This is a genomic window from Bacillus haimaensis, assembly GCF_048270625.1.
In the GTDB taxonomy this organism is placed as follows: Bacteria; Bacillota; Bacilli; order Bacillales; family Bacillaceae_I; genus Sutcliffiella_A; species Sutcliffiella_A haimaensis.
In genome coordinates this window covers 3,860,253-3,887,233 of record NZ_CP158164.1, presented here as the reverse complement: position 1 = coordinate 3,887,233, position 26,981 = coordinate 3,860,253, and the positions used below count along the sequence as shown (strand labels likewise).

Annotated in this window: 24 protein-coding genes, 3 rRNA genes and 2 other annotated features; all 27 genes read left to right on the top strand. The window is 45.7% G+C overall.

All coding sequences use genetic code 11. The annotated features are described in order from the left end of the window. The first annotated feature begins 63 nt into the window (after window positions 1-63). The 27 genes from ABN702_RS19805 (at window position 64) to ABN702_RS19675 (ending at window position 26,840) form a co-directional block, all read left to right on the top strand. A 16S ribosomal RNA gene (locus ABN702_RS19805) occupies window positions 64-1,613 on the top strand. 183 nt (window positions 1,614-1,796) lie between these two features. Further along, window positions 1,797-4,729: ribosomal RNA gene (locus ABN702_RS19800) — 23S ribosomal RNA — on the top strand. An 81-nt stretch (window positions 4,730-4,810) separates the two neighbouring features. Continuing rightward, window positions 4,811-4,927 (top strand): 5S ribosomal RNA (rrf, locus tag ABN702_RS19795). Together the 16S, 23S and 5S rRNA genes form the textbook arrangement of a ribosomal RNA operon. Window positions 4,928-6,081: 1,154 nt before the next feature. Further along, on the top strand, window positions 6,082-6,543 hold the full coding sequence (locus ABN702_RS19790) for a CtsR family transcriptional regulator (protein ID WP_417898376.1): 462 nt from the start codon (window positions 6,082-6,084) through the stop codon (window positions 6,541-6,543). Between the two features lie 13 nt (window positions 6,544-6,556). Then, window positions 6,557-7,105, top strand: a complete 549-nt coding sequence (locus ABN702_RS19785; protein WP_417898375.1) for a UvrB/UvrC motif-containing protein — start codon at window positions 6,557-6,559, stop codon at window positions 7,103-7,105. Further along, window positions 7,106-8,170 (top strand): protein arginine kinase, encoded by a 1,065-nt coding sequence (locus ABN702_RS19780; RefSeq protein ID WP_417898374.1) that lies wholly within the window; start codon window positions 7,106-7,108, stop codon window positions 8,168-8,170. A 22-nt stretch (window positions 8,171-8,192) separates the two neighbouring features. Beyond that, window positions 8,193-10,631, top strand: coding sequence for an ATP-dependent protease ATP-binding subunit ClpC (gene clpC, locus ABN702_RS19775; RefSeq protein ID WP_417898373.1), 2,439 nt, complete (start codon window positions 8,193-8,195; stop codon window positions 10,629-10,631). A gap of 179 nt (window positions 10,632-10,810) precedes the next feature. Beyond that, entirely contained in the window at window positions 10,811-12,187 is a 1,377-nt protein-coding gene (gene radA, locus ABN702_RS19770) for a DNA repair protein RadA (protein WP_204420071.1), read from the top strand. Between the two features lie 2 nt (window positions 12,188-12,189). After that, window positions 12,190-13,263: a DNA integrity scanning diadenylate cyclase DisA gene (gene disA, locus ABN702_RS19765; RefSeq protein ID WP_386645328.1), complete on the top strand. Its 1,074-nt coding sequence runs from the start codon at window positions 12,190-12,192 to the stop codon at window positions 13,261-13,263. 123 nt (window positions 13,264-13,386) lie between these two features. Next, window positions 13,387-14,478, top strand: a complete 1,092-nt coding sequence (locus ABN702_RS19760; RefSeq protein WP_417898372.1) for a PIN/TRAM domain-containing protein — start codon at window positions 13,387-13,389, stop codon at window positions 14,476-14,478. A gap of 82 nt (window positions 14,479-14,560) precedes the next feature. Beyond that, on the top strand, window positions 14,561-15,250 hold the full coding sequence (gene ispD, locus ABN702_RS19755; RefSeq protein ID WP_417898371.1) for a 2-C-methyl-D-erythritol 4-phosphate cytidylyltransferase: 690 nt from the start codon (window positions 14,561-14,563) through the stop codon (window positions 15,248-15,250). Window positions 15,251-15,272: 22 nt separating this feature from the next. Then, a complete protein-coding gene (gene ispF, locus ABN702_RS19750; protein ID WP_417898370.1) occupies window positions 15,273-15,749 on the top strand; it encodes a 2-C-methyl-D-erythritol 2,4-cyclodiphosphate synthase in 477 nt (158 codons plus the stop codon). Window positions 15,750-15,848: 99 nt separating this feature from the next. Further along, window positions 15,849-17,300, top strand: coding sequence for a glutamate--tRNA ligase (gene gltX / locus ABN702_RS19745; RefSeq protein WP_417898369.1), 1,452 nt, complete (start codon window positions 15,849-15,851; stop codon window positions 17,298-17,300). Between the two features lie 76 nt (window positions 17,301-17,376). Then, window positions 17,377-17,607 (top strand) — a binding site (T-box leader). Between the two features lie 48 nt (window positions 17,608-17,655). Continuing rightward, entirely contained in the window at window positions 17,656-18,321 is a 666-nt protein-coding gene (gene cysE / locus ABN702_RS19740) for a serine O-acetyltransferase (protein ID WP_417898368.1), read from the top strand. Then, entirely contained in the window at window positions 18,302-19,708 is a 1,407-nt protein-coding gene (gene cysS, locus ABN702_RS19735) for a cysteine--tRNA ligase (RefSeq protein WP_417898367.1), read from the top strand. The genes cysE and cysS overlap by 20 nt, the downstream gene beginning before the upstream one ends. 7 nt (window positions 19,709-19,715) lie before the next feature. After that, the gene (locus ABN702_RS19730) at window positions 19,716-20,126 is read left to right on the top strand and encodes a Mini-ribonuclease 3 (RefSeq protein ID WP_417898366.1); all 411 of its coding nucleotides are present in this window, start codon (window positions 19,716-19,718) and stop codon (window positions 20,124-20,126) included. Window positions 20,127-20,128: 2 nt separating this feature from the next. Next, window positions 20,129-20,872 (top strand): 23S rRNA (guanosine(2251)-2'-O)-methyltransferase RlmB, encoded by a 744-nt coding sequence (gene rlmB, locus ABN702_RS19725; RefSeq protein WP_417898365.1) that lies wholly within the window; start codon window positions 20,129-20,131, stop codon window positions 20,870-20,872. A 6-nt stretch (window positions 20,873-20,878) separates the two neighbouring features. Continuing rightward, a complete protein-coding gene (locus ABN702_RS19720; RefSeq protein ID WP_204420051.1) occupies window positions 20,879-21,388 on the top strand; it encodes an NYN domain-containing protein in 510 nt (169 codons plus the stop codon). A 62-nt stretch (window positions 21,389-21,450) separates the two neighbouring features. Then, the gene (gene sigH, locus ABN702_RS19715; protein WP_417900979.1) at window positions 21,451-22,107 is read left to right on the top strand and encodes an RNA polymerase sporulation sigma factor SigH; all 657 of its coding nucleotides are present in this window, start codon (window positions 21,451-21,453) and stop codon (window positions 22,105-22,107) included. Between the two features lie 92 nt (window positions 22,108-22,199). Further along, window positions 22,200-22,349, top strand: a complete 150-nt coding sequence (gene rpmG / locus ABN702_RS19710) for a 50S ribosomal protein L33 (protein ID WP_417898364.1) — start codon at window positions 22,200-22,202, stop codon at window positions 22,347-22,349. A gap of 33 nt (window positions 22,350-22,382) precedes the next feature. Continuing rightward, on the top strand, window positions 22,383-22,565 hold the full coding sequence (gene secE, locus ABN702_RS19705; protein WP_204420047.1) for a preprotein translocase subunit SecE: 183 nt from the start codon (window positions 22,383-22,385) through the stop codon (window positions 22,563-22,565). Between the two features lie 417 nt (window positions 22,566-22,982). Continuing rightward, window positions 22,983-23,516 carry a transcription termination/antitermination protein NusG gene (gene nusG, locus ABN702_RS19700; protein WP_386645298.1) on the top strand — a complete coding sequence of 178 codons (534 nt, stop codon included), beginning with the start codon at window positions 22,983-22,985 and terminating at the stop codon, window positions 23,514-23,516. A 172-nt stretch (window positions 23,517-23,688) separates the two neighbouring features. After that, on the top strand, window positions 23,689-24,114 hold the full coding sequence (gene rplK, locus ABN702_RS19695; protein WP_141395235.1) for a 50S ribosomal protein L11: 426 nt from the start codon (window positions 23,689-23,691) through the stop codon (window positions 24,112-24,114). 115 nt (window positions 24,115-24,229) lie between these two features. Then, window positions 24,230-24,934, top strand: a complete 705-nt coding sequence (gene rplA / locus ABN702_RS19690) for a 50S ribosomal protein L1 (protein ID WP_386645292.1) — start codon at window positions 24,230-24,232, stop codon at window positions 24,932-24,934. Window positions 24,935-24,982: 48 nt separating this feature from the next. Continuing rightward, window positions 24,983-25,127 (top strand) — a sequence feature (ribosomal protein L10 leader region). A 42-nt stretch (window positions 25,128-25,169) separates the two neighbouring features. Beyond that, entirely contained in the window at window positions 25,170-25,670 is a 501-nt protein-coding gene (gene rplJ, locus ABN702_RS19685) for a 50S ribosomal protein L10 (RefSeq protein WP_417898363.1), read from the top strand. 64 nt (window positions 25,671-25,734) lie between these two features. Next, complete coding sequence (rplL, locus tag ABN702_RS19680; protein WP_417898362.1) at window positions 25,735-26,094, top strand: 50S ribosomal protein L7/L12; 360 nt, start codon at window positions 25,735-25,737, stop codon at window positions 26,092-26,094. 140 nt (window positions 26,095-26,234) lie between these two features. Further along, complete coding sequence (locus ABN702_RS19675; protein WP_417898361.1) at window positions 26,235-26,840, top strand: class I SAM-dependent methyltransferase; 606 nt, start codon at window positions 26,235-26,237, stop codon at window positions 26,838-26,840. Window positions 26,841-26,981 lie beyond the last annotated feature (141 nt).

Sequence of the window (26,981 nt, the reverse complement as noted above, 5' to 3'; positions counted from 1 at the left end):
GGATTAACAAAGAACGAAAAAGAAACATAAGCTAGTCAACATTTGAGCATAAGCTCAAACTCTTTATTGGAGAGTTTGATCCTGGCTCAGGATGAACGCTGGCGGCGTGCCTAATACATGCAAGTCGAGCGGACTTACAAAAGCTTGCTTTTGTAAGTCAGCGGCGGACGGGTGAGTAACACGTGGGCAACCTGCCCTTGAGACTGGGATAACTTCGGGAAACCGGAGCTAATACCGGATAATATAAGGAACCTCCTGGTTCCTTATTGAAAGATGGTTTCGGCTATCACTTAAGGATGGGCCCGCGGCGCATTAGCTAGTTGGTGAGGTAACGGCTCACCAAGGCGACGATGCGTAGCCGACCTGAGAGGGTGATCGGCCACACTGGGACTGAGACACGGCCCAGACTCCTACGGGAGGCAGCAGTAGGGAATCTTCCACAATGGACGAAAGTCTGATGGAGCAACGCCGCGTGAGTGATGAAGGCCTTCGGGTCGTAAAGCTCTGTTGTTAGGGAAGAACAAGTGCGAGAGTAACTGCTCGCACCTTGACGGTACCTAACCAGAAAGCCACGGCTAACTACGTGCCAGCAGCCGCGGTAATACGTAGGTGGCAAGCGTTATCCGGAATTATTGGGCGTAAAGCGCGCGCAGGTGGTTTCTTAAGTCTGATGTGAAAGCCCACGGCTCAACCGTGGAGGGTCATTGGAAACTGGGGAACTTGAGTGCAGAAGAGGAAAGTGGAATTCCAAGTGTAGCGGTGAAATGCGTAGAGATTTGGAGGAACACCAGTGGCGAAGGCGACTTTCTGGTCTGTAACTGACACTGAGGCGCGAAAGCGTGGGGAGCAAACAGGATTAGATACCCTGGTAGTCCACGCCGTAAACGATGAGTGCTAAGTGTTAGAGGGTTTCCGCCCTTTAGTGCTGCAGCTAACGCATTAAGCACTCCGCCTGGGGAGTACGGTCGCAAGACTGAAACTCAAAGGAATTGACGGGGGCCCGCACAAGCGGTGGAGCATGTGGTTTAATTCGAAGCAACGCGAAGAACCTTACCAGGTCTTGACATCCTCTGACAACCCTAGAGATAGGGCTTTCCCCTTCGGGGGACAGAGTGACAGGTGGTGCATGGTTGTCGTCAGCTCGTGTCGTGAGATGTTGGGTTAAGTCCCGCAACGAGCGCAACCCTTGATCTTAGTTGCCAGCATTAGGTTGGGCACTCTAAGGTGACTGCCGGTGACAAACCGGAGGAAGGTGGGGATGACGTCAAATCATCATGCCCCTTATGACCTGGGCTACACACGTGCTACAATGGACGGTACAAAGGGCAGCAAAACCGCGAGGTCGAGCCAATCCCATAAAACCGTTCTCAGTTCGGATTGCAGGCTGCAACTCGCCTGCATGAAGCCGGAATCGCTAGTAATCGCGGATCAGCATGCCGCGGTGAATACGTTCCCGGGCCTTGTACACACCGCCCGTCACACCACGAGAGTTTGTAACACCCGAAGTCGGTGGGGTAACCTTTTGGAGCCAGCCGCCTAAGGTGGGACAGATGATTGGGGTGAAGTCGTAACAAGGTAGCCGTATCGGAAGGTGCGGCTGGATCACCTCCTTTCTAAGGAATATGACGCTGTTTGTTTTGTTTAGTTTTGAGAGAGCATTCTCTCTAATATGTTCCTTGAAAACTAGATAACGTTAAGTAATATCAAGATACATTCACAAGTATCGTTCATCTTAGTAATTTTCTTTTAAGATATCATCGCTGATATCGAAAAAACATGACAATTAGTTTGTCAACGGTTAAGTTATTAAGGGCGCACGGTGGATGCCTTGGCACTAGGAGCCGATGAAGGACGGGACTAACACCGATATGCTTCGGGGAGCTGTAAGTAAGCTTTGATCCGGAGATTTCCGAATGGGGAAACCCACTGCTCGTAATGGAGCAGTATCTTTACCTGAATACATAGGGTACTGAAGGCAGACCCGGGGAACTGAAACATCTTAGTACCCGGAGGAAGAGAAAGCAAACGCGATTTCCTGAGTAGCGGCGAGCGAAACGGAATTAGCCCAAACCAAGAGGCTTGCCTCTTGGGGTTGTAGGACACTCAACATGGAGTTACAAAGGAACGGGGTAAATGAAGCGATCTGGAAAGGTCCGTCATAGAAGGTAAAAACCCTGTAGTTGAAACTTCGTTCCCTCCTGAGTGGATCCTGAGTACGGCGGGACACGAGAAATCCCGTCGGAAGCAGGGAGGACCATCTCCCAAGGCTAAATACTCCCTAGTGACCGATAGTGAACCAGTACCGTGAGGGAAAGGTGAAAAGCACCCCGGAAGGGGAGTGAAATAGATCCTGAAACCGTGTGCCTACAAGTAGTTAGAGCCCGTTAATGGGTGATAGCGTGCCTTTTGTAGAATGAACCGGCGAGTTACGATCCCGTGCAAGGTTAAGTCGATGAGACGGAGCCGTAGCGAAAGCGAGTCTGAATAGGGCGAATGAGTACGTGGTCGTAGACCCGAAACCAGGTGATCTACCCATGTCCAGGGTGAAGTTCAGGTAACACTGAATGGAGGCCCGAACCGACTCACGTTGAAAAGTGAGCGGATGAGGTGTGGGTAGGGGTGAAATGCCAATCGAACCTGGAGATAGCTGGTTCTCTCCGAAATAGCTTTAGGGCTAGCCTCATATGTTAGAGTCTTGGAGGTAGAGCACTGATTGGACTAGGGGTCCTCATCGGATTACCGAATTCAGTCAAACTCCGAATGCCAAAGACTTATCTATGGGAGTCAGACTGCGAGTGATAAGATCCGTAGTCAAGAGGGAAACAGCCCAGACCGCCAGCTAAGGTCCCAAAGTATACGTTAAGTGGAAAAGGATGTGGAGTTGCTTAGACAACCAGGATGTTGGCTTAGAAGCAGCCACCATTTAAAGAGTGCGTAATAGCTCACTGGTCGAGTGACTCTGCGCCGAAAATGTACCGGGGCTAAACGTATCACCGAAGCTGCGGACTGTTCTTGCGAACAGTGGTAGGAGAGCGTTCTAAGGGCGTTGAAGCTAGACCGGAAGGACTGGTGGAGCGCTTAGAAGTGAGAATGCCGGTATGAGTAGCGAAAGAAGGGTGAGAATCCCTTCCACCGAATGCCTAAGGTTTCCTGAGGAAGGCTCGTCCGCTCAGGGTTAGTCGGGACCTAAGCCGAGGCCGAAAGGCGTAGGCGATGGATAACAGGTTGATATTCCTGTACCACCTCCACTCCGTTTGAGCAATGGGGGGACGCAGAAGGATAGGGTAAGCGCACTGTTGGATATGTGCGTCTAAGCAGCAAGGCTGAGAAGTAGGCAAATCCGCTTCTCATTAAGGCTGAGCTGTGACAGCGAGGGAAATATAGTACCGAAGTTCCTGATTTCACACTGCCAAGAAAAGCCTCTAGCGAGGAGTATGGTGCCCGTACCGCAAACCGACACAGGTAGGCGAGGAGAGAATCCTAAGGTGAGCGAGAGAACTCTGGTTAAGGAACTCGGCAAAATGACCCCGTAACTTCGGGAGAAGGGGTGCTCTGTTAGGGTGTTAAAGCCCGAGAGAGCCGCAGTGAATAGGCCCAGGCGACTGTTTAGCAAAAACACAGGTCTCTGCGAAGCCGTAAGGCGAAGTATAGGGGCTGACGCCTGCCCGGTGCTGGAAGGTTAAGGGGAGAGGTTAGCGCAAGCGAAGCTTTGAACCGAAGCCCCAGTAAACGGCGGCCGTAACTATAACGGTCCTAAGGTAGCGAAATTCCTTGTCGGGTAAGTTCCGACCCGCACGAAAGGCGTAACGATCTGGGCACTGTCTCAACCAGAGACTCGGTGAAATTATAGTACCTGTGAAGATGCAGGTTACCCGCGACAGGACGGAAAGACCCCGTGGAGCTTTACTGTAGCCTGATATTGAATTTTGGTACAGCTTGTACAGGATAGGTAGGAGCCTGAGAAGCCGGAGCGCTAGCTTCGGTGGAGGCGTCGGTGGGATACTACCCTGGCTGTATTGAAATTCTAACCCGCAGCCCTTATCGGGCTGGGAGACAGTGTCAGGTGGGCAGTTTGACTGGGGCGGTCGCCTCCTAAAGAGTAACGGAGGCGCCCAAAGGTTCCCTCAGAATGGTTGGAAATCATTCGCAGAGTGTAAAGGCACAAGGGAGCTTGACTGCGAGACCTACAAGTCGAGCAGGGACGAAAGTCGGGCTTAGTGATCCGGTGGTTCCGCATGGAAGGGCCATCGCTCAACGGATAAAAGCTACCCCGGGGATAACAGGCTTATCTCCCCCAAGAGTCCACATCGACGGGGAGGTTTGGCACCTCGATGTCGGCTCATCGCATCCTGGGGCTGTAGTCGGTCCCAAGGGTTGGGCTGTTCGCCCATTAAAGCGGTACGCGAGCTGGGTTCAGAACGTCGTGAGACAGTTCGGTCCCTATCCGTCGTGGGCGCAGGAAATTTGAGAGGAGCTGTCCTTAGTACGAGAGGACCGGGATGGACGCACCGCTGGTGTACCAGTTGTCTTGCCAAAGGCATAGCTGGGTAGCTACGTGCGGACGGGATAAGTGCTGAAAGCATCTAAGCATGAAGCCCCCCTCAAGATGAGATTTCCTTTTGCTTCTAGCAAGTAAGATCCCTGAAAGATGATCAGGTAGATAGGTTCGAGGTGGAAGCATGGCGACATGTGGAGCTGACGAATACTAATCGATCGAGGACTTAACCCAAAAAACAATGAACGGCACTTGTGAATCTTGGTAAGAAAATACGTTATCTAGTTTTGAAGGAACATCCTTCAATTGAATATGTCTGGTAATGATGGCGAAGAGGCCACACCCGTTCCCATACCGAACACGGAAGTTAAGCTCTTCAGCGCCGATGGTAGTTGGGGGCTGTCCCCCTGTGAGAGTAGGACGTTGCCAGGCAAATTTAGAGGAGAGATCAGCGCTTTGGGTGCTGGTCTTTTTTTGTGTTGTTTGGGGTTTGGTTTTTTAGATGGGGTGTTGTGGGGGATGGTACTTATTAGTGCCAGGGCCCTCTTTTTTTGTTTGGTGGAGAAAGAGGTTGGGTGGTGGGTGGAGGGGCCAGGCACTGATGTGGGTGGGGGAGTTGTTTTGTTTATTGTTCTTTGGATGAGTGTGGTGGGGGGATGGTACTTATTAGTGCCAGGCCCCTCTTTTTTTGTTTGGGGGAGAAAGAGATTGGGTGGTGGATGGAGGGGCCTGGCACTGGTGTGGTGGAGGGAGTGGTGTTTGGTTCTGGTTCTTTGAATATTTTGTTGTGGGGAGCGGTACATAGTAGTGCCAGGCCCCTCTTTTTTTGTTTGGGGGAAAAAGAGGTTGGGTGGTTGGTGGAGGGGCCAGGCACTGGTGTAGGTGGGGGGATGGTACTTAGTAGTGCTAGGCGCTGGCCTAGGAAAGGCAGAATGATACCCTTACATCGCTCAAAATCAGGTAGTGAGGGAATCAAACAGGCGGAATGATTCCCTGTCTCCACTCAAAATCAAGCAGTGAGGGTATCAAATAGACAGAATGATACCCTTACACGCTCAAAATCTAAATACTGAAGGAATCAACCAAGCCGAATGGTACCCTCATACACTCCAAAATCAGTTACCGAGGGAATCAATCAAGTTAATTGCCAGGAAAGTTAGGAGAAAAATTAGTACTAATGAGGCACTGGTGTGGTGTTTGGTTTATGTTCTTTGTATATTTTGTTGTGAGGAGCGGTACTTATCAGTGCCAGGCCCCTCTTTATTTGTTTGGCGGAGAAAGAGGTTGATAGTGGATGGAGGGGCCAGGCACTGGTGTGGGAAGGACGGCGTTTTCATGTAAGCCTCCTATGCCCGGCACATACCTAAACCAAGACCCGCCCCCAGCAAACCGATATTTTCACCATACATACAACCGCCTCCCAAATCACCATTTCAACTTCTCTGAACAAATTTGACCAATTGATGTTTACATCCTGGCCAAAAGTGGAATTCTGTTGTTGTGAGAGATATTTATTGAAAATTTTTTGGTGGTCTTATATATTTTAATTATAGTCAAAGATAGTCAAGGTCAGATGGGGGGATAGCATGAGGAACATATCTGATGTCATTGAACAATATTTAAAGCAGGTTTTAGAGCGAAGCAGGGAGAATTCTGCGGAGATAAAACGGAGTGAGATTGCTGATAAGTTTGAATGTGTACCTTCTCAGATCAATTATGTGATAAATACGAGATTTACAATTGAACGAGGATATCTGGTGGAGAGTAAGCGCGGTGGCGGTGGTTATATCAGGATCATAAAGATAAAGACCCATGATCACTTGCAGCTTATTGACCAGATTATTAATTTGATAGATGTGCGTGTTTCGCAATCGAGTGCAGAGGATGTTATTTTTCGATTAGTGGAGGAGAAGGTAATTTCTGCACGCGAGGCGAAGATAATGGTTAGTGTGATGGATCGTTCTGTTATCTATTTAGGGTTGCCGGAGAGAGATGAGCTGCGGGCAAGAATGCTAAAAGCGATGCTTACTACTCTTAAGTACCGTTAAGGGGGAAAACACGATGGTGTGTCAGGAATGTAAGGAGCGTCCTGCGACGTTGCATGTTACGAAAGTGATTAACGGGGAGAAGTCGGAAGTGCATATCTGTGAGCAGTGCGCACAGGAAAAGGGAAACATGTCCATGTTCTCCGGGGGATCGGGGTTTTCTTTAAATAATCTGATTGCTGGATTGTTAAATTCAGAGCAGCTGATTTCGAACAAAAAGCCGGAGGAGTTCAAGGAGACCAAGGTCCTCCAATGTGAACGGTGCAAGATGACATTTCCGCAGTTCACCAAAATTGGACGGTTTGGCTGTTCGGAATGCTATCGGACATTTGAGGATAAGATGCAGCCGATTTTGAAAAGGTTTCATAGCGGCAATACGGTGCATGCGGGTAAGATCCCCAAGCGGATTGGTGGAAGCATGCATGTCAGAAAAGAGATAGATGCGCTAAAAGAAGAATTAAAAGAACTTATCTTACAGGAAGAGTTCGAAAGCGCAGCGAATATAAGAGATAAGATTAGAGGGTTGGAAAAGAAATTAAGTGATAAAAGAGAGGAGGAGCAATAAATGTCTCTTGAACACTTTTTGAATAATGAAGTCAGTTCCTGGATGAAGCAGGAGGGCCCCGCTTCTGATATTGTGCTTAGCAGCAGAGTGAGGCTGGCCAGGAATCTGGAGGAGATGCGATTTCCTACCGTTTCTAGCAATGAGGAGGCAAAGGAAATCGTCGAAACGTTGAGAACACATTTTTCCGAGCGGACCTTTCAGGAACTTGGTGAATTGGAGTTTCTTGTTATGGAGGAGCTCAACGCGCTGCAGAAAAGAGTCCTGGTGGAGAAGCATCTGATCAGTCCGCAGCTTGCAGAACATTCGACGTATGGTGCATGTTTGCTATCACCGAATGAAGAAGTGAGCATTATGATAAATGAAGAGGATCATATTCGTATTCAGTGTCTTTTTCCAGGACTGCAGCTGAAAGAAGCTTTACAGATGGCCAATGGGCTCGATGATTGGCTGGAGGAAAAGATAGATTATGCTTTTGATGAAAAACGAGGTTACTTAACCAGCTGCCCGACCAATGTGGGGACAGGGATGAGGGCTTCGGTGATGATGCACTTGCCGGCACTTGTTATGACTCAGCAAATGAACCGTATTGTCCCGGCAATCAACCAGTTGGGGCTGGTAGTGAGAGGGATTTACGGGGAAGGCAGCGAAGCGTTAGGAAACATTTTTCAAATTTCGAATCAACTGACTCTAGGAAAATCTGAAGAGGATATTGTGAATGACCTGCTTAGTGTGGTGCAGCAACTAATTGCACAGGAGAGGTCGGCAAGGGAAGCATTAGTTAAAACTTCCAACATACAATTAGAAGACAGAGTTTTTCGTTCCTATGGTATATTGGCCCATAGCCGGGTGATGGAAACGAAGGAAGCGGCAAAATGCTTATCCGATGTACGACTTGGCATTGACTTGGGGTATATCGAGAATATATCGAGATCCATTTTGAATGAATTGATGATTTTAACGCAGCCAGGCTTTTTGCAGCAGTATGCTGGCGGTCCATTAAGACCAGATGAACGAGATATTCGTAGAGCGAGCTTAATTAGAGAAAGACTTCGTTTAAAATTATAAATTACTCGGGAGGCGATTATATATGATGTTCGGTAGATTTACAGAGAGAGCACAGAAAGTACTTGCATTAGCACAGGAAGAGGCACTTCGTTTAAGCCATAATAATATTGGGACAGAGCATATCCTGTTAGGACTGGTAAGAGAGGGAGAGGGTATTGCCGCTAAAGCGCTGATTGCTCTTGGCCTTGGTCCGGAGAAGATTCAAAAAGAAGTGGAGAATTTGATTGGACGTGGACAAGATAGCGGACAATCCATTCCGCACTACACACCTCGTGCGAAGAAAGTGATTGAGCTTTCCATGGATGAAGCCCGTAAGTTGGGACATTCCTATGTAGGCACAGAGCATATCCTCCTCGGCTTGATCCGTGAAGGCGAGGGAGTGGCGGCACGTGTACTGAATAATCTTGGTGTCAGCCTGAACAAGGCTCGCCAGCAGGTGCTTCAGCTACTGGGCAGCAATGAATCTTCAGGAGGCCATCAGGGTGGAGCTTCCCAGAATGTGAACACACCTACACTTGATAGTCTTGCGCGTGACCTTACAGCTGTTGCAAGAGAAGGTAGCCTGGATCCGGTAATCGGAAGAGCAAAAGAAATTCAGCGTGTGATTGAAGTACTTAGCAGAAGAACAAAAAATAACCCGGTTCTGATTGGAGAGCCTGGGGTAGGGAAGACGGCTATCGCGGAAGGATTGGCGCAGCAGATTGTCAACAACGAGGTGCCGGAGATTCTTCGTGATAAGCGTGTCATGACGCTTGATATGGGTACAGTGGTAGCAGGAACGAAATATCGTGGGGAGTTCGAGGATCGCCTGAAAAAGGTGATGGATGAAATCCGCCAGGCAGGCAACATCATTCTATTCATTGATGAGCTTCATACGTTGATTGGAGCAGGCGGTGCGGAGGGTGCCATTGATGCATCCAACATTTTGAAACCATCCCTTGCTCGTGGGGAGCTTCAATGTATCGGTGCCACAACCCTGGATGAGTATCGTAAATATATCGAAAAGGATGCCGCGCTTGAGCGACGCTTCCAGCCGATTCAGGTGGATGAGCCAACAGCGGCTGAGTCCATTCAGATTCTGACAGGACTGCGTGACCGCTATGAGGCGCATCACCGTGTATCTATCACGGATGAAGCGATTGAACAGGCGGTTAAGCTTTCCGATCGTTATATTTCGGACCGCTTCCTGCCGGATAAGGCGATTGACCTTATCGATGAGGCTGGCTCCAAAGTAAGACTGCGTTCATTCACTACACCTCCTAATCTAAAAGAACTGGAAGTGAAGCTGGAATCCGTCCGCAACGAAAAAGATGCAGCTGTACAAAGCCAGGAATTTGAAAAGGCGGCGTCCTTGCGTGATACAGAGCAGCGCTTGCGCGAGCAGCTTGAGGATACAAAGAAAACGTGGAAGGAAAAGCAGGGTCAGGAGAATTCCGAGGTGACAGTCGAAGACATTGCCATGGTAGTGTCCAGCTGGACTGGAATTCCGGTATCCAAGCTTGCCCAGACCGAAACAGATAAATTGTTGAACATGGAACAGCTGCTTCACTCCCGTGTCATCGGTCAGGACGAAGCGGTGAAAGCAGTATCCAAGGCGGTGCGTCGAGCACGTGCCGGCTTGAAAGACCCTAAACGTCCTATCGGCTCCTTCATCTTCCTTGGACCTACGGGGGTAGGTAAAACGGAACTTGCGAGAGCTTTGGCCGAGTCCATTTTCGGCGATGAGGATGCGATGATCCGCATTGATATGTCCGAGTACATGGAGAAGCACTCCACTTCCCGTCTGGTAGGGTCTCCTCCTGGATATGTAGGATACGATGAAGGTGGACAATTGACAGAGAAGGTTCGCCGCAAACCATATTCAGTCATTTTGCTGGATGAGATAGAAAAAGCGCATCCGGATGTGTTCAACATTCTCCTGCAAGTGCTGGAAGATGGCCGTTTGACAGATTCAAAGGGACGTACGGTCGATTTCCGCAACACGCTTGTCATTATGACATCCAACGTTGGAGCGGACGCATTAAAACGCAACAAGTATGTTGGTTTCAATGTACAGGATGATAATCAGAACTATAAGGACATGAAAGGAAAAGTGATGGAGGAGCTGAAAAAGGCTTTCCGTCCGGAGTTCCTGAACCGTGTCGATGAGATGATTGTATTCCACTCCTTAGAGAAAACGCACCTCAAGGAAATTGTGACACTTCTGTCCGATCAATTGACGAAGCGTCTGAAGGAACAGGATATCGAACTGGAATTGACCGATGCAACAAAAGAGAAGATCTCGGAGGAAGGGTACGATCCGGAATACGGTGCAAGACCTTTGCGCCGAGCTATCCAGAAGCATGTGGAAGATAAACTATCTGAAGAGTTGTTGAAAGGAAATATTGAAAAGGGCAAGAAAATTGTCATGGATGTGGTAGATGGAGAGTTTGTTGTCCGTGACGTGGAAATAGTAAAATAAAGAAGATGTTCATGGTTTTTGGGACCAAAATTATAGTGGAGGTAGGCTCTTATTTTCAGAGCTTTGCCTCCTTTCTTGTATATAAGAATTCTTCGGCTTAAAATTGGCTTGTACGATAGTAAATAAGGTATCATAAAAAGAGGAAAACAATGGTATTTTAACAGAGAGAGGATTTTTTCATGGCAAAACGTAAGACGAAATTTATTTGTCAGGAATGTGGATATGAATCTGCCAAATGGATGGGGAAGTGTCCTGGTTGTGGTACATGGAATAAAATGACCGAGGAAATGGAAGAATCCAAAACTCCAAGAAGAGGCGGGTTTACAACATCCTCCCCGACACTTGTGAGAAAAGCGGAATCCATTACAAAAGTGGAGACTATAAAGGAAGCACGGATCCAAACTGATATGGCGGAATGCAACCGGGTACTTGGCGGTGGCTTGGTGCAAGGTTCACTCGTACTGATCGGGGGAGATCCCGGTATTGGGAAGTCGACACTCTTGCTGCAGGTGTGCTGTCAGCTTGCTGTGAAAAAGCATCGAGTGCTCTATATTTCCGGAGAAGAATCCGTACAGCAGACGAAGCTTCGAGCGGATCGCTTGGGCGTGCAGGCGGATGAATTGTTTGTATTATCGGAGACCGATTTTGAGTTGATCGGAAAAGCGATAGATGATGTTCAGCCGACGCTCCTTGTCATTGATTCCATTCAGACGGTCTATCATCCCGCTGTCACCTCTGCACCGGGTAGTGTGTCACAGGTAAGAGAGTGTACGGCAGAGCTGATGAGGATCGCCAAAACCAAGAATATCGCGGTATTCATTGTAGGGCATGTAACGAAGGAAGGCTCCATTGCCGGCCCACGTTTGTTGGAGCATATGGTAGATACTGTGTTATATTTTGAGGGAGAGCGTCATCATACATATCGTATTTTGCGATCTGTTAAAAATAGATTTGGTTCGACAAATGAGATTGGCATTTTTGAAATGAAGGAGGAAGGGTTGGAGGAAGTGAAAAACCCTTCTGAGATCTTTCTCGAAGAGCGCTCCAAGGGGGCTGCCGGATCAACGGTTGTAGCCTCCATGGAGGGAACACGGCCCGTGCTGGTGGAAATACAAGCCCTGATCTCTCCGACAGGTTACGGAAATCCGAGAAGGATGGCCACTGGTATCGATCATAATCGCGTGTCGCTGATCATGGCCGTATTGGAAAAAAGGGTAGGCCTACTTCTGCAAAACCAGGATGCATATTTGAAGGTTGCTGGTGGAGTGAAACTGGACGAACCGGCTATCGATTTGGCTGTTGCTGTAAGTATTGCATCAAGCTTCCGCAACCAAGCGTCAGAACCTACTGATGTGGTGATTGGGGAAGTGGGACTGACCGGGGAAATCAGGCGGGTCTCCCGAATCGAACAACGGGTGCAGGAGGCTGCAAAACTTGGGTTTAAGCGTGTCATTATCCCTTCCAAGAATCTTGGTGGGTGGACCGTTCCGAAAGAGGTCAATGTTATCGGCGTTGCCACCATTGACCAAGCGCTGCAATATGTTTTAGGAGGATAGGGATGGAGGAACTACGTCTGAACGAAAAAACAATGGCGGATACGTTACAATTTATCGCACCGGGTACTCCAATCAGAGAGGGGATCAACAATATTCTCCGCTCTCAGACAGGTGGGTTGGTGGTAGTCGGCTTTAATGACAAGGTGAAAGACATGGTGGATGGAGGTTTCTCCATCAACTGTCCATTCAGTCCTGCCTATGTATATGAGTTGGCAAAAATGGATGGAGCCATTATATTAAATGAAAAAGGTACAAAAATTTTGTATGCCAATGCCCAGCTGACACCAAACCCCACCATCATCTCCACAGAGACCGGAATGCGTCATAGGACGGCGGAGCGGGTGGCCAAGCAAACAGGGTGCCTTGTTGTCGCGATATCGCAAAGAAGGAATGTCATTACCTTGTATAAAGGTGACTTCCGATACGCTTTACGTGACATAGGCGTTATTTTTACAAAGGCGAACCAAGCCATTCAAACCTTGGAAAAATACAAGTCTGTCCTTGACCAAGGAATCACAAATCTTGGGGCACTCGAGTTCGAAGAGCAGGTCTCTTTATCCGAGCTGCTGCAGGTGATTCACCGGATTGAAATGGTTCTCCGCATCAAAAATGAGATTATCAGTTATATTAATGAGCTAGGTACAGAGGGAAGATTGATTCGTTTGCAGATGACCGAACTTCTGGCACATATAGAGGAAGAAGCGATTCTGCTGATTAAAGACTATTGTGTGGACAAAGACAGGGATGCATTTGTTATTCTGAAAAAACTGCAGGAGCTTGCCAATACCGATCTGCTGGATGATAACGTCATTCTGAAGATGCTAGGATATTCAGGATTCATCAATCCGGATGACTTCGTGCTTTCAAGAGGCTACCGAATTCTGCATAAGATTCCTAGACTTCCGCCACTTGTCATAGAAAACTTGGTATGCAGATTCAAAAATATGAAACAAATCCTGCTTGCAACCGTAGAAGAGTTGGACGAAGTGGATGGAATAGGGGAAGTGCGGGCCAGGAAAATTAAAGAAGGCCTTAAACGGATCCAGGACCAGCTGCTGATCGATCGCCAAATTTAGGACGGACAACGGTGACAGGTTGTTTGCAATTACGTGTCAAATTTCTAACAAATGTAAAATTAAGCTCGTTTGGACGTTTTATTTAGGAGAAACTGTTTATAATGAATAAAGGGAGGTGAGGCAATGTTAAGGCGCATGGTTCAATTATTTTTTGTCATCCTTGGTGGGACATTGGGGATATTCTTTATCCCGGAGCTTTTTTCCCTTTTAAACATAGGAGATATTCCTTTTTTAACAAAGCCTTATACTGTTGCGATACTAGGAGCAATCATATTTTTTATCCTTACTTTTTGGTTAGTGGATTATGTGGTCGGCATTATTAAGTGGATAGAGGAGTCGCTAGTAAAAGCGCCGGTGACAGACGTGCTGTTTGGAAGTCTTGGTCTTATCTTTGGCTTAATTGTCGCCTATCTGGCCGTTATTCCATTGGAGCGGATCCCTTTTGTCAGCGTGATATTCCCGATTTTCATCACTATTTTGCTGGGATATCTCGGCTTTCAAGTTGGTTTCAAAAAACGAGACGAGCTTGTTAATCTGTTTTCGATCTCCAGCAAATTCGGAAAGAAAAAAGCTGGTGATGAAGAAGAGCTGGATCTTTCGTCCAAAAAGCTGAAAATCTTGGATACAAGTGTTATTATCGATGGAAGAGTAGCAGATATCTGTCAAACTGGGTTTCTTGAGGGCACCATCGTGATCCCTCGATTTGTTCTGGAGGAGCTGCAGCATATCGCTGATTCATCTGACGTACTTAAAAGAAATCGTGGCAGACGTGGATTGGATATACTGAATAGAATCCAAAAAGAATTGGCAATAAAAGTGGAGATTTATGAAGGTAACTTCGAAGATATACAGGAAGTGGACAGCAAGCTTGTAAAACTGGCAAAGCTGACATCCGGTGTCGTCGTGACCAATGATTTCAATTTAAACAAGGTTTGTGAACTTCAGAACGTTGAGGTACTGAATATCAATGACCTCGCAAATGCCGTAAAGCCTGTTGTTCTTCCAGGTGAAGAGCTAACGGTTCAGGTGATCAAGGATGGGAAAGAGCATAATCAAGGAGTTGCCTATCTGGATGACGGTACAATGATCGTGGTCGAAGAAGGCCGTGATTATATCGGCAAGCATATTGAAGTCCTTGTCACAAGTGTGCTTCAGACGTCTGCCGGACGGATGATTTTTGCCAAGCCCAAACAGCTTGAAAGAGCGGCACTTTAATAAGAAATAACATCTACCCTCTCAAGCATTGCTAAGAGGGTAGATGTTATTTTAGCATAGATATTATATGGGAGAGTTTAGGATGAAATATCAAGTGATGGTACTGGCTGCCGGCCAGGGGAAAAGAATGAAGGCAGGCAGAAACAAGCAGTTTATCGAGCTTGAGGGGAAGCCTGTTATTATCCATACGTTGACAGTGTTTGAGAATGACCCTATGTGTGAAGAGATTAAACTCGTCATCAATGAAAAAGAGGTCCCGATTTTCAAAGAACTATTGGCCACCTACCAAATTGCCAAGGTAAGTGAAATGGTGCTTGGGGGCAAGGAACGCCAAGATAGCGTCTACAATGGATTGCTTCGTATGGAAAATGCGGAGATTGTACTTGTTCATGATGGGGCAAGGCCTTTTATCAGACAAGAGGTGATTCACCGATTGGTAGAAAAGGCGAAGCTTGATGGAGCGGCCATTGTCGGGGTGCCGGTCAAGGATACGATAAAGAAGGTCAATTCGGATTTGCTGATTATGGAGACGGTCGAGCGAGCCGCATTATGGATGATCCAGACTCCACAAGCCTTCCGATATCCTATTCTGCAAAAGGCTCATCAGCAGGCAAAAGCAGAACAATATCTGGGGACAGATGAATCAAGCCTGGTGGAGCGAATCGGTGTGCCTGTTCATATGGTCGAGGGTGATTATGAAAATATCAAATTGACCACTCCAGAAGATCTGATAGTCGCAAATGCTATATTAAAAAAACAAAAGGTGTTATAGCCTGGAATAAAGGAGAAACCAAATGTTTCGAATAGGACAAGGATTTGATGTACATCAATTTGCAGAGGGAAGACCGTTGATATTGGGTGGAATCACGATCCCTTATGAAAAGGGGCTGCTCGGTCACTCTGATGCGGATGTGCTCTTGCATACCATTTCAGATGCATGCCTCGGTGCTGTGGGAGAAGGGGATATCGGCAAGCATTTCCCTGATACGGACCCCGCTTTTAAAAATGCAGATTCAGCTGTTTTAATGCAGCAGGTATGGGAGATAGTAAAAGAAAAAGGCTATACACTTGGCAATGTGGACTGTACGATCATTGCACAAAAACCGAAAATGGCCCCGCATATCGAAACGATGCGTGCAAGAATAGCAGAGTTATTGGAAGCGGATATCACACAGGTCAATGTAAAAGCCACCACCACCGAAAAACTCGGATTCACAGGAAGAGAAGAAGGCATCGCAGCCCAGGCAGCTGTTTTATTAATAAAGAAATAGAGGCTTTCCCTTTGCTTTTATGGTAGAATAATGCTTGGATTTTGAAAATACCCCCGTCAAAAGCTCGTCGGCTGACGGAAAAATGGAGGTAACCTCACTATGACAGTTCGCGTACGCTATGCCCCAAGTCCAACTGGGCACTTACATATAGGAAATGCACGTACCGCATTATTTAATTATCTTTTCGCCCGCAGCCAGAATGGGCAATTTATTATCCGCATTGAAGATACGGATAAAAAGCGCAATATCGAAGGCGGAGAAGAAAGCCAGCTGAAATATTTGAAATGGCTTGGCATGGAATGGGACGAGAGTGTCGATGTTGGTGGGGAATATGGCCCTTACCGCCAATCGGAGCGAAATGACCTTTATGAAAAATACTATACAGAGCTTCTTGAAAAAGGGCTTGCCTATAAATGCTACTGTACGGAAGAAGAGCTGGAAGCGGAAAGAGAAGGCCAGATTGCACGCGGGGAAATGCCGCGTTACTCCGGCCAGCATCGCAACCTGACAGCAGAAGAGCAGACGGCTTTTGAAAACGAAGGAAGAGCGCCGAGCATCCGTTTCCGTGTACCCGAAGGCGAAGTGGTTAAATTCAACGATATGGTAAAAGGCGAAGTATCCTTTGAATCAGATGGGATCGGCGACTTCGTTATCGTGAAAAAAGACGGTACGCCAACTTACAATTTTGCGGTGGCTGTGGATGATCACCTGATGAAAATATCCCATGTTCTTCGTGGAGATGACCATATTTCCAATACACCAAAACAGATCATGATTTTCAACGCTCTTGGCTGGGATGTTCCGACATTCGGACATATGACATTGATTGTGAATGAAAGCCGTAAAAAACTGAGCAAGCGTGATGAGTCCATCATCCAATTCATTGAGCAGTATGAAGAGCTGGGATATCTACCTGAAACACTGTTCAACTATATCGCCTTGCTTGGCTGGTCTCCGGTTGGGGAGGACGAGATTTTCTCGAAGGAAGAATTCATCAATATCTTTGATGCAGCCCGACTGTCCAAGTCTCCTGCTGTGTTTGATACACAGAAATTAGCATGGATGAACAATCAGTACCTGAAGAAACTTGATCTGGACACTGTAGTGGGAATTTCCCTTCCTCACCTAGTGAAAGCAGGACGTTTCAGTGAAACGATGACAGAAGATGAGAAGCAATGGGCAAAAGAGCTGATTTCCCTGTATCAGGAGCAGATGAGCTTTGGAGCGGAAATTGTGGAATTGACGGAAATGTTCTTTAAAACTCATATTGAGTATGACGCAGAAGCACAGGCTGTTCTTGATGAAGAGCAGGTACCGGAAGTGGTGGCAGCATTCCGTGAGGAGCTGTCGGCATTGGAGGAATTCTCTGCTGAATCCATCCAGGCTTCCATCAAAGCGGTACAAAAAGCGACAGGCCATAAAGGGAAAAAGCTGTTCATGCCAATCCGTGTAGCAACAACAGGACAGACCCATGGCCGGGATTTGCCTCAAACCATCCATCTATTGGGCAAGGAAACAGTTATTGCCCGTTTGGAGAAGCTAATTAATTAACATTTTCCAGAAAACATAATATGATAGAACTATCTTAAATAATATAGGCTATATATCAGGCTGAAAATCAGTCTGATTCTGAATGTAGATGAGGAGAGTAGAAGAAACTCCATCCGTTCCAGAGAGAATCGTCCCCGGCTGAAAACGATTCATGTGATGAATTCTTTGAAATGCACCTCGGAGTCTATTACTGAACAGCTTCAATGCTTACTAAGTAATAGCGGGCACCTCCCGTTATGAGGCAGAGTGGAGATTCACAGTTGTGTATCTCTAAACAGAGTGGAACCGCGCCATCAGCGTCTCTGTGTCTTTTGACACAGAGACTTTTTTTATATAAAGAAAGGAGGAATGTGGGATGCTACGAACATTGAAAGAAGATATAGATGTCATTTTCGAACAGGACCCTGCTGCTAGGAATTACTTTGAAGTCATTTTAACTTATTCAGGTCTGCATGCCATCTGGGCTCACCGTCTGGCACATGCTTTTTTCCGGAAAAAACTGTTTTTTATCGCGAGAGTGATCTCCCAGATAAGCCGCTTTTTCACAGGAATTGAGATTCATCCGGGAGCCAAGATAGGACGGCGCTTTTTTATTGACCACGGGATGGGTGTCGTAATCGGGGAAACCTGTGAGATTGGTAATAACGTAACCGTTTTTCAAGGTGTCACTTTGGGAGGAACGGGAAAAGAAAAAGGAAAGAGACATCCTACGATCATGGATAATGCCCTGATTGCAGCAGGAGCGAAGGTACTAGGTTCCATCACAGTTGGAGAGAATTCCAAGATAGGAGCCGGATCGGTTGTATTAAAGGACGTCCCCAACAATTCCACAGTAGTGGGGATTCCAGGCAAGATTGTCATACAGGACGGGGTAAGGGTAAAGAAAGATTTCAATCACCAGAACATGCCCGATCCGACAGGAGACCGTTTTATTGCATTGGAAAAGCAGATTACAGAATTGCAGAAAGAGCTGCAACTTTTAAAAGAGAGGAAGAACGCAGATGACTATTCATCTTTATAATACCTTAACCCGCCAGAAGGAGAAATTTGTCCCGCTTGAAGAGGGAAAGGTGAAAATGTATGTGTGCGGACCTACTGTTTATAATTATATTCATATAGGTAATGCAAGGCCGCCGATTGTATTTGATACCGTGAGAAGATACCTCGAGTATCGCGGATATGAAGTGAATTACGTATCCAATTTCACCGATGTGGATGACAAGATGATCAGGGCAGCGAATGAACTTGGCGAGGATGTTCCGACTATTGCGGAGCGCTTTATTGAAGCCTACTTTGAGGATGTTTCCGCATTGGGATGCAAGCAGGCAACCGTCCACCCGCGTGTCACGGAGAATATAGATACTATTATAGAATTCATCGAAACACTGATTGAAAAGGGCTTTGCCTATGAGTCCGGCGGGGATGTGTATTACAGAACCAGGGAATTCAAGGAGTACGGGAAGCTTTCCCATCAGCCGATCGAGGACCTGCAGCTCGGTACCCGTATCGAAGTAGGGGAAAAGAAGCAGGATGCACTGGACTTCGTTCTTTGGAAAGCCGCGAAGGAAGGGGAAATCTTCTGGGAAAGCCCTTGGGGGAAAGGACGTCCTGGCTGGCATATCGAATGCTCTGCCATGGCACGCAAGTATCTTGGTGATACGATTGACATTCATGCAGGCGGACAGGACCTTTCCTTCCCCCATCATGAAAACGAGATTGCCCAAACCGAGGCGTTGACAGGCAAGACGTTTGCGAAATACTGGTTGCATAATGGGTATATTAATATCGATAATGAGAAAATGTCGAAGTCCCTTGGCAACTTCATTCTTGTTCATGACATCATTAAGAAGCACGATCCACAGCTGATCCGGTTCTTCATGCTTTCGGTTCATTACCGTCATCCGATCAATTACAACGATGAACTGCTGGAAAGCACGCAAAACGGGCTGGAGAGAATTAGAACCGCCTATTCCAACATAAAGCACCGTATGGACAGCAGTGCCAACCTGACGGAAGAAACGGAAGACAATCAATGGCTCGAAAAGGTGGATGCATTGAAGAAGGAGTTCATTAAAGTGATGGACGACGATTTCAATACAGCCAATGCCATTTCCGTCCTGTTTGACATGGCTAAACAGGCAAATCTTTATGCGAGCGAAAAGAATACTTCCGTTAGCGTGCTTCAGGCATTCCTCACACAGTTTGAAGAGTTGTTCGGTGTGCTTGGTGTAGCGTTGATTGAAGAAGCGGAATTGCTGGACGAAGAAATCGATGCATTGATCCAAAAGCGGATAGATGCGAGAAAGAACCGCGATTTTGCGACTTCAGATCAAATACGGGATGAATTGAAGCTGAAAAATATCATCTTAGAGGATACGGCACAAGGTACGAGATGGAAAAGAGGGTAACACATACATGAGTTCCAACACTGTAGATGCAAAGACATTAAACAGCCTGGCACTTGCTTATATGGGTGATGCCGTCTATGAGACATACATTCGTCATCACCTCTTGAAGCTAGGGAAGGTACGCCCTAATCAACTCCATCGCACTGCAACCAGCTATGTGTCTGCCAAGTCGCAGGCACGCTTGCTGCACAAGTTGGCGGAAGCGGAGTTTTTCACCGTGGAAGAGGAAGCGGTGATCAGACGGGGGCGCAATGCGAAATCCGGTTCGGTACCGAGAAATACGGACGTTCAAACCTATCGCTACTCCACTGCCTTTGAGGCATTAATCGGATTTTTATATTTATCGGGATCAACAGACAGAATGGAACAAGTCATCGAAGATTGCATTAAAATCGTAGATGAAGAAAGAGGTGAGTGAGGATGTCAAAAGAATTTATCATCGGGAGAAACCCTGTGCTCGAAGCGTTAAAATCGAAACGGGAAATCAATAAGCTCTGGATAGCCGAAGGGTCACAAAAGGGTTCCATGCAGCAGATTATAGATCTTGCAAAAGAAGCGAATGTACTGGTGCAGTTTGTACCAAAAAAGAAAATCGATCAAATGGCTGAGGGGAATCACCAAGGTGTGGTGGCATCTGTTGCAGCATATGATTATGCGGAACTGGACGACCTTTTTCACTTGGCGGAGAAAAGAAATGAAACACCATTCTTTCTAATCTTGGATGAAATAGAGGACCCTCATAATCTGGGGTCGATCATGAGAACTGCGGATGCGGTGGGAGCACATGGGATCATTATTCCGAAGCGTCGTGCGGTTGGATTGACCGCTACGGTTGCGAAGGCTTCCACAGGTGCCATTGAGCACATCCCAGTGGTAAGGGTCACTAACTTGGCCCGCACAGTGGACGAGCTGAAGGAAAAGGGATTATGGATTTTTGGAACCGATGCAAAAGGAACCGTCGATTACCGAAATATGGACGGAACCTTGCCTACAGGCCTCATTATCGGAAGCGAAGGAAAAGGAATGGCAAGGCTGCTCAAAGATAAATGCGACTTTCTCGTGTCCTTGCCGATGGTAGGAAAGGTCACTTCCCTGAACGCGTCCGTGGCCGCAAGTCTGCTTATGTATGAGGTTTACCGCAAACGACAGCCGGCAGGAGTATAAAAAGCAATGGATATCTTGCTTGTAGATGGTTACAACATCATTGGCGCGTGGCCGGAGCTGAGAAAACTGAAGGATCAGGATCTTGCTCTGGCACGTGATATCCTTGTTTCAAAAATGGCGGAATACCAGGCATATACCGGCTATCGGGTGATGGTGGTGTTTGATGCCCACCTTTCACAAGGCATTGAAACGAAATATAAAAACCATCGTGTGGAAGTCATTTATACCCGGGAAAATGAAACCGCAGACGAACGGATCGAGAAACTGGCAATCAGTCTCAGTGATATTCGCACACAGATCCATGTAGCCACGTCCGATTTTACCGAGCAGTGGGCGATATTCGGGCAAGGCGCGCTGAGAAAATCGGCACGTGAACTGCTGAATGAAACCAATGCCATAGAGAATCGGATAAAAAAGAAAGTAACAAATTTTACCAACGAAAAGCCCTCAAAACGCATTGAACTAAACACTGAACTTTCAGCAATTTTCGAAAAATGGCGCAGAGGGCAGCGATGAGTGGTTGACGGTCAAATTAAGCCTACTGTATAATATTTCTATCTACTGTTTCGGTCGGAGGGATAGGTGTGATAGTGAGCGACCCAAGAAAAACTAGCAGGGTATTGGAATTAATGGAAGATGAGCAGGTAGTCGAACACGTACATTTAGGTGATAGTGAAGCGCTGGACTATTTAATCAACAAGTATAAAAACTTTGTAAGAGCGAAAGCTAGATCCTACTTTCTCATTGGTGCAGATCGAGAAGATATTGTGCAGGAAGGAATGATAGGCCTCTACAAGGCAATACGCGACTTCAGAGAGGACAAACTTACCTCCTTCAAGGCGTTTGCCGAACTGTGCATTACAAGGCAAATCATTACAGCCATCAAGACAGCAACAAGACAAAAGCATATTCCACTTAATTCATATGTTTCACTGGACAAGCCTATTTATGATGAGGAATCAGATCGGACGTTAATGGATGTGATTTCAGGTGCTAAAGTGATGGACCCTGAAGAACTGATCATTAACCAAGAGGAATTTGATGATATCGAAGTCAAAATGGCAGAGCTTTTGAGTGATCTCGAACGAAAGGTGCTAGTTCTCTATCTGGATGGAAGATCCTATCAGGAAATTTCAGAAGATTTAAACCGGCATGTGAAGTCAATCGATAATGCTTTGCAGCGGGTCAAAAGAAAGCTAGAGAGATACCTAGAATTAAGGGAGATTACGCTTTAATAAGTGTCCAACTCCATTTTTGGTACCGTTGACATCCATGTTACAGGTATGTTACATTTTTATGGACATCTATGTATGTGGTGGTGTACTCAATGCAGAGTAAATTGGTGCTTGCCTGTGCGCAATGTGGTTCTAGGAACTACTCTACTGTAAAAGGGAAGGCGCAAAATGGCGAGCGTTTGGAAATAAAGAAGTTTTGTAAGGTTTGTAATGCTCATACCGTTCATCGGGAGACAAAATAGATAATAGTATTTATGGGGTTGGAGGTTACATGGATGCAACGTTTAACTAATTTCTTTCGTGGTGTGAACCGTGAAATGAAAAAGGTCTCTTGGCCTAAACGTAAGGAATTAACTCGCTATACAATCACAGTAGTAACTACCGTTGTTTTTGCAGCAGTGTTCTTCTATGTTGTAGATCTTGGGATTTCCGAGCTTATTCGTCTAGTAATACGATAAATTTCGCACTTATTCTTTTTGCACTTGAATAAGTCATGTTATATCATGGTATAATGTGATTAATACTGTTTACAAAAAAACCCGTCCAACGGGTTTTTTCATTTGGAGAAAAATAGGTAGTAGATCAACCTATCTTTTGTGATTAGTTGGCCATGTCAATCTAACCCGCTTCCCCTGATGATCGGAGTGCAAGGCGCGAGACTCCTGCGGGACGAAGTGGTTACGGGAGACCCCGCAGGCGCAAAGCGCCGAGGAGGCTCCCGGACCGTCCCGCGATCGCTGTCGCCTGGAACGGAGATCATCAGGGTGTTTAGAGTCGACACCTTGTATTCGGGGTTGGTTGGCAGCATTGCAAATATGAATCAAGCAACAAAAAATAAAGATTAATGGGGAGGGACGGACAGTTAGTCCTTATACATGGAAAAAAGCTGGTACGTCGTTCATACTTATTCCGGTTACGAGAATAAAGTAAAAGCGAACTTAGAAAAAAGAGTAGAGTCTATGGGAATGCAGGACAAGATTTTCCGTGTAGTTGTTCCGGAAGAGGAAGAAACCGATATCAAGAACGGCAAGAAGAAAGTAACCAAGAAGAAAGTATTCCCAGGCTATGTACTTGTGGAAATCGTCATGACAGATGACTCCTGGTATGTGGTTCGTAATACTCCTGGTGTAACTGGATTCGTAGGATCGAGCGGTTCTGGCTCAAAACCTACCCCTCTTTTGGATGACGAGATCCAATTCATCCTGAAGAGAATGGGCATGGCGGAGAAACAGATCGAGGTAGATTTCGAAATGAAAGAAACGGTACGCGTAAAAGAAGGTCCTTTCGCAAACTTCACTGGACACATCACTGAGATGGATAAAGATAAGCATAAAGTGAAAGTTCTTGTAAATATGTTCGGCCGTGAAACCCCTGTGGAGCTTGACTTTACACAGATCGAAAAATTATAATGTAAAAAAACTTGAAATAATTTCGTAAAAGTGATATTATTTCAAAGGTCAGTATGTCTCTCAAAAAGAGACTATTAATAAAAAAATATTCTTTATCTAATATATAAAGAATGAGTTGAGTGGGAGGGAGCAATCCCAGATACCACATCACGGACTTAAGGAGGTGTGTCTCGTGGCTAAAAAAGTAATCAAAATGGTAAAGCTACAAATTCCAGCAGCGAAAGCTAACCCAGCACCACCAGTTGGACCAGCACTAGGTCAAGCAGGTGTTAACATCATGGGTTTCTGTAAGGAGTTCAACGCTCGTACAGCGGACCAAGCTGGTCTTATTATCCCTGTTGAAATTACGGTTTTTGAAGACCGTTCATTTACATTTATTACGAAAACTCCACCTGCTGCAGTTTTACTTAAAGTAGCAGCTGGTATCCAGTCTGGTTCTGGTGAACCAAACCGTAATAAAGTTGCAACAGTTAAGCGTGACAAAGTACGCGAGATTGCGGAAACGAAAATGCCAGACCTTAACGCTGCCAGTGTAGAAGCTGCAATGCGCATGGTTGAAGGTACTGCTCGTAGCATGGGTATCGTCATCGAAGACTAATCCATCGCTATTGATTTAACTGCTGTTCGGGGTTGCGGATTCGGTCTATTGCCAATTCGCAACCTTTATTCGTGGGAGGTTATTCCGCTAAAACCACATAAGGAGGACATTTAAAATGGCTAAAAGAGGTAAAAAGTACATCGAAGCTGCGAAACTTGTAGACCGTCAAACGGCTTACTCTGTTAACGAAGCTATCGAATTAGTTAAGAAAACAAACACTGCGAAGTTCGACGCTACTGTGGAAGTTGCATTCCGTCTTGGAGTTGACCCTCGTAAAAACGACCAACAAATCCGTGGAGCAGTAGTTCTTCCTCACGGAACTGGTAAAACTCAAAAAGTATTAGTATTTGCTAAAGGCGAGAAAGCGAAAGAAGCGGAAGCTGCTGGAGCTGACTACGTTGGAGATGCAGATATGATTCAAAAGATCAGCCAAGGCTGGTTCGACTTTGATGTTATCGTAGCTACTCCTGACATGATGGGTGAAGTTGGTAAACTTGGTCGCGTTTTAGGACCTAAAGGTTTAATGCCAAACCCTAAAACTGGTACTGTAACATTTGATGTAACGAAAGCTGTTAACGAAATCAAAGCTGGTAAAGTTGAATACCGCCTTGACAAATCCGGTAACATCCATGTTCCAATCGGTAAAATCTCTTTCGAAGATAACAAACTTGTTGAGAACTTCGGTACAATCTTTGAAACTTTACAAAAAGCTAAACCAGCTGCTGCTAAAGGTACATTCATGAAGAACGTAGCCGTTACTTCTACAATGGGCCCTGGCGTTAAAGTTGATACTTCTACTGTTGTAGCTGTAAAAAACTAACATATTGACATAAGTTAACTACGCGGTTATAATAATCGTTGTGTTTATAAAATGATATTGTTTGTACCGTAGACAGTAGGTGCTCATCAGAGCTTAATTTCCTACCGAGGTGTAGATTTTACGATAAAAGGCTTTATGCTTTTAAACTAAAATTTCTGCCTCCATATTACGTGGAGGCATTCTTTATGTACACCGGTCGGTATAAGTAGTAACCAACTATATAGGAGGTGTAACGATGAGCAAAGCAGTTGAAATGAAGAAGGAAATTGTTGGAGAAATCGCTGATAAGTTCAAAGGATCTGTTTCTACAATCGTAGTTGACTACCGTGGACTTAACGTGGCAGAAGTAACAGAACTTCGTAAACAACTTCGTGAAGCAGGTGTTGAGTTCAAGGTTTACAAAAACTCTTTAACTCGCCGTGCGGCAGAAGCAGCGGAGATCAATGGACTTAACGATGCACTTACAGGACCAAACGCTATCGCATTCTCTACTGAAGATGTAGTAGCTCCTGCTAAAATTTTGAATGACTTCGCTAAAAAGCATGAAGCATTGGAAATCAAAGCTGGTGTAATCGAAGGAAACGTAGCTACAGTGGAAGAAGTGAAAGCTCTTGCTGAACTTCCATCCCGCGAAGGTCTACTTTCTATGTTGCTTAGCGTTCTTCAAGCTCCAATCCGCAACCTGGCTCTTGTTACAAAAGCAGTTGCAGAGCAAAAAGAAGAGCAAGGCGCTTAATTTTCATCTAGCAAGTTAAGTAAAGAAACAAAAAACCCATATATTATTAAGGAGGAAAATAACAATGACACACGAACAAATCATTGAAGCGGTTAAGAATATGACTGTTTTAGAATTAAACGACCTAGTAAAAGCAATCGAAGAAGAATTTGGTGTAACTGCTGCTGCTCCTGTAGCTGCTGCTGGTGTAGCTGCTGAAGCTGCTGCTGAGCAAACTGAATTCGACGTAGTACTAGCTAGCGCTGGTGGACAAAAAATCAAGGTTATCAAAGTAGTTCGCGAACTTACTGGTCTTGGTTTGAAAGAAGCGAAAGAATTAGTTGACAACGCTCCTAAAGCTCTTAAAGAAGGTATTGCTAAAGAAGAAGCTGAAGAAATCAAAGCTAAACTTGAAGAAGTTGGAGCTTCTGTAGAAGTTAAGTAATTACAGGCTCTTAGAAAGCTCGCTACCCGTTAGCGAGCTTTTTTTAAACTATCGAATCTTCAAAAGATAGATAGTTTGCTTACTGTTTTTTTCAAATGTACTAAATATCATCAAAGCTACTTGGAGCAAGGAGAATGATTATGGCTGCAGATCATTATTTTACTAATAAACCGTCCGTGGAAAGTAACAGACAACATTGGGATTTCGAGCTGAAAGGCCATAAGCTTTCCTTTACTACGGATGCTGGTGTCTTTTCAAAAAAAGAAGTGGACTTCGGGTCGAGAGTTCTGATTGAAGCTTTTGCGGAACCTGAAATTCCAGGAAACATCCTGGATGTCGGATGCGGTTATGGCCCGATCGGCCTTTCGATTGCCAAGACTTTTCCTGACCGACAAGTAGATATGATAGATATAAATGAGAGAGCCGTTGAACTGGCAAGCGAAAATGCCGGAAGAAACGGTATCGAAAATGTTAATATCTTTTCTAGCGATATTTATGAAAAGGTAACTTCTACAGATTATGCAGCAATCCTTTCCAACCCGCCAATTCGCGCAGGGAAAAAAGTGGTCCATGAAATTTTGGAGAAAGCATTCGAGCATTTGGCTACGGGCGGCGAGCTGTGGATCGTCATCCAAAAAAAGCAGGGTGCACCATCGGCAATGGAAAAGCTGGAGTCATTATTTGAAGAAGTAGAAGTGGTTATGAAGAAAAAAGGCTACTATATTATTAAATCAAAAAAAGGTTGACGCAGTATTTTAGTTGTGGTAGCATTGTTTAATGCCAATATGTATTTTTTTGAGCTATAATAATTTTATGTCAATTGCATGTATAAAATTAGTATGCTTGGAAAAGATAGTAAAATCAATAGAGCGAATGTAAAAAAATGT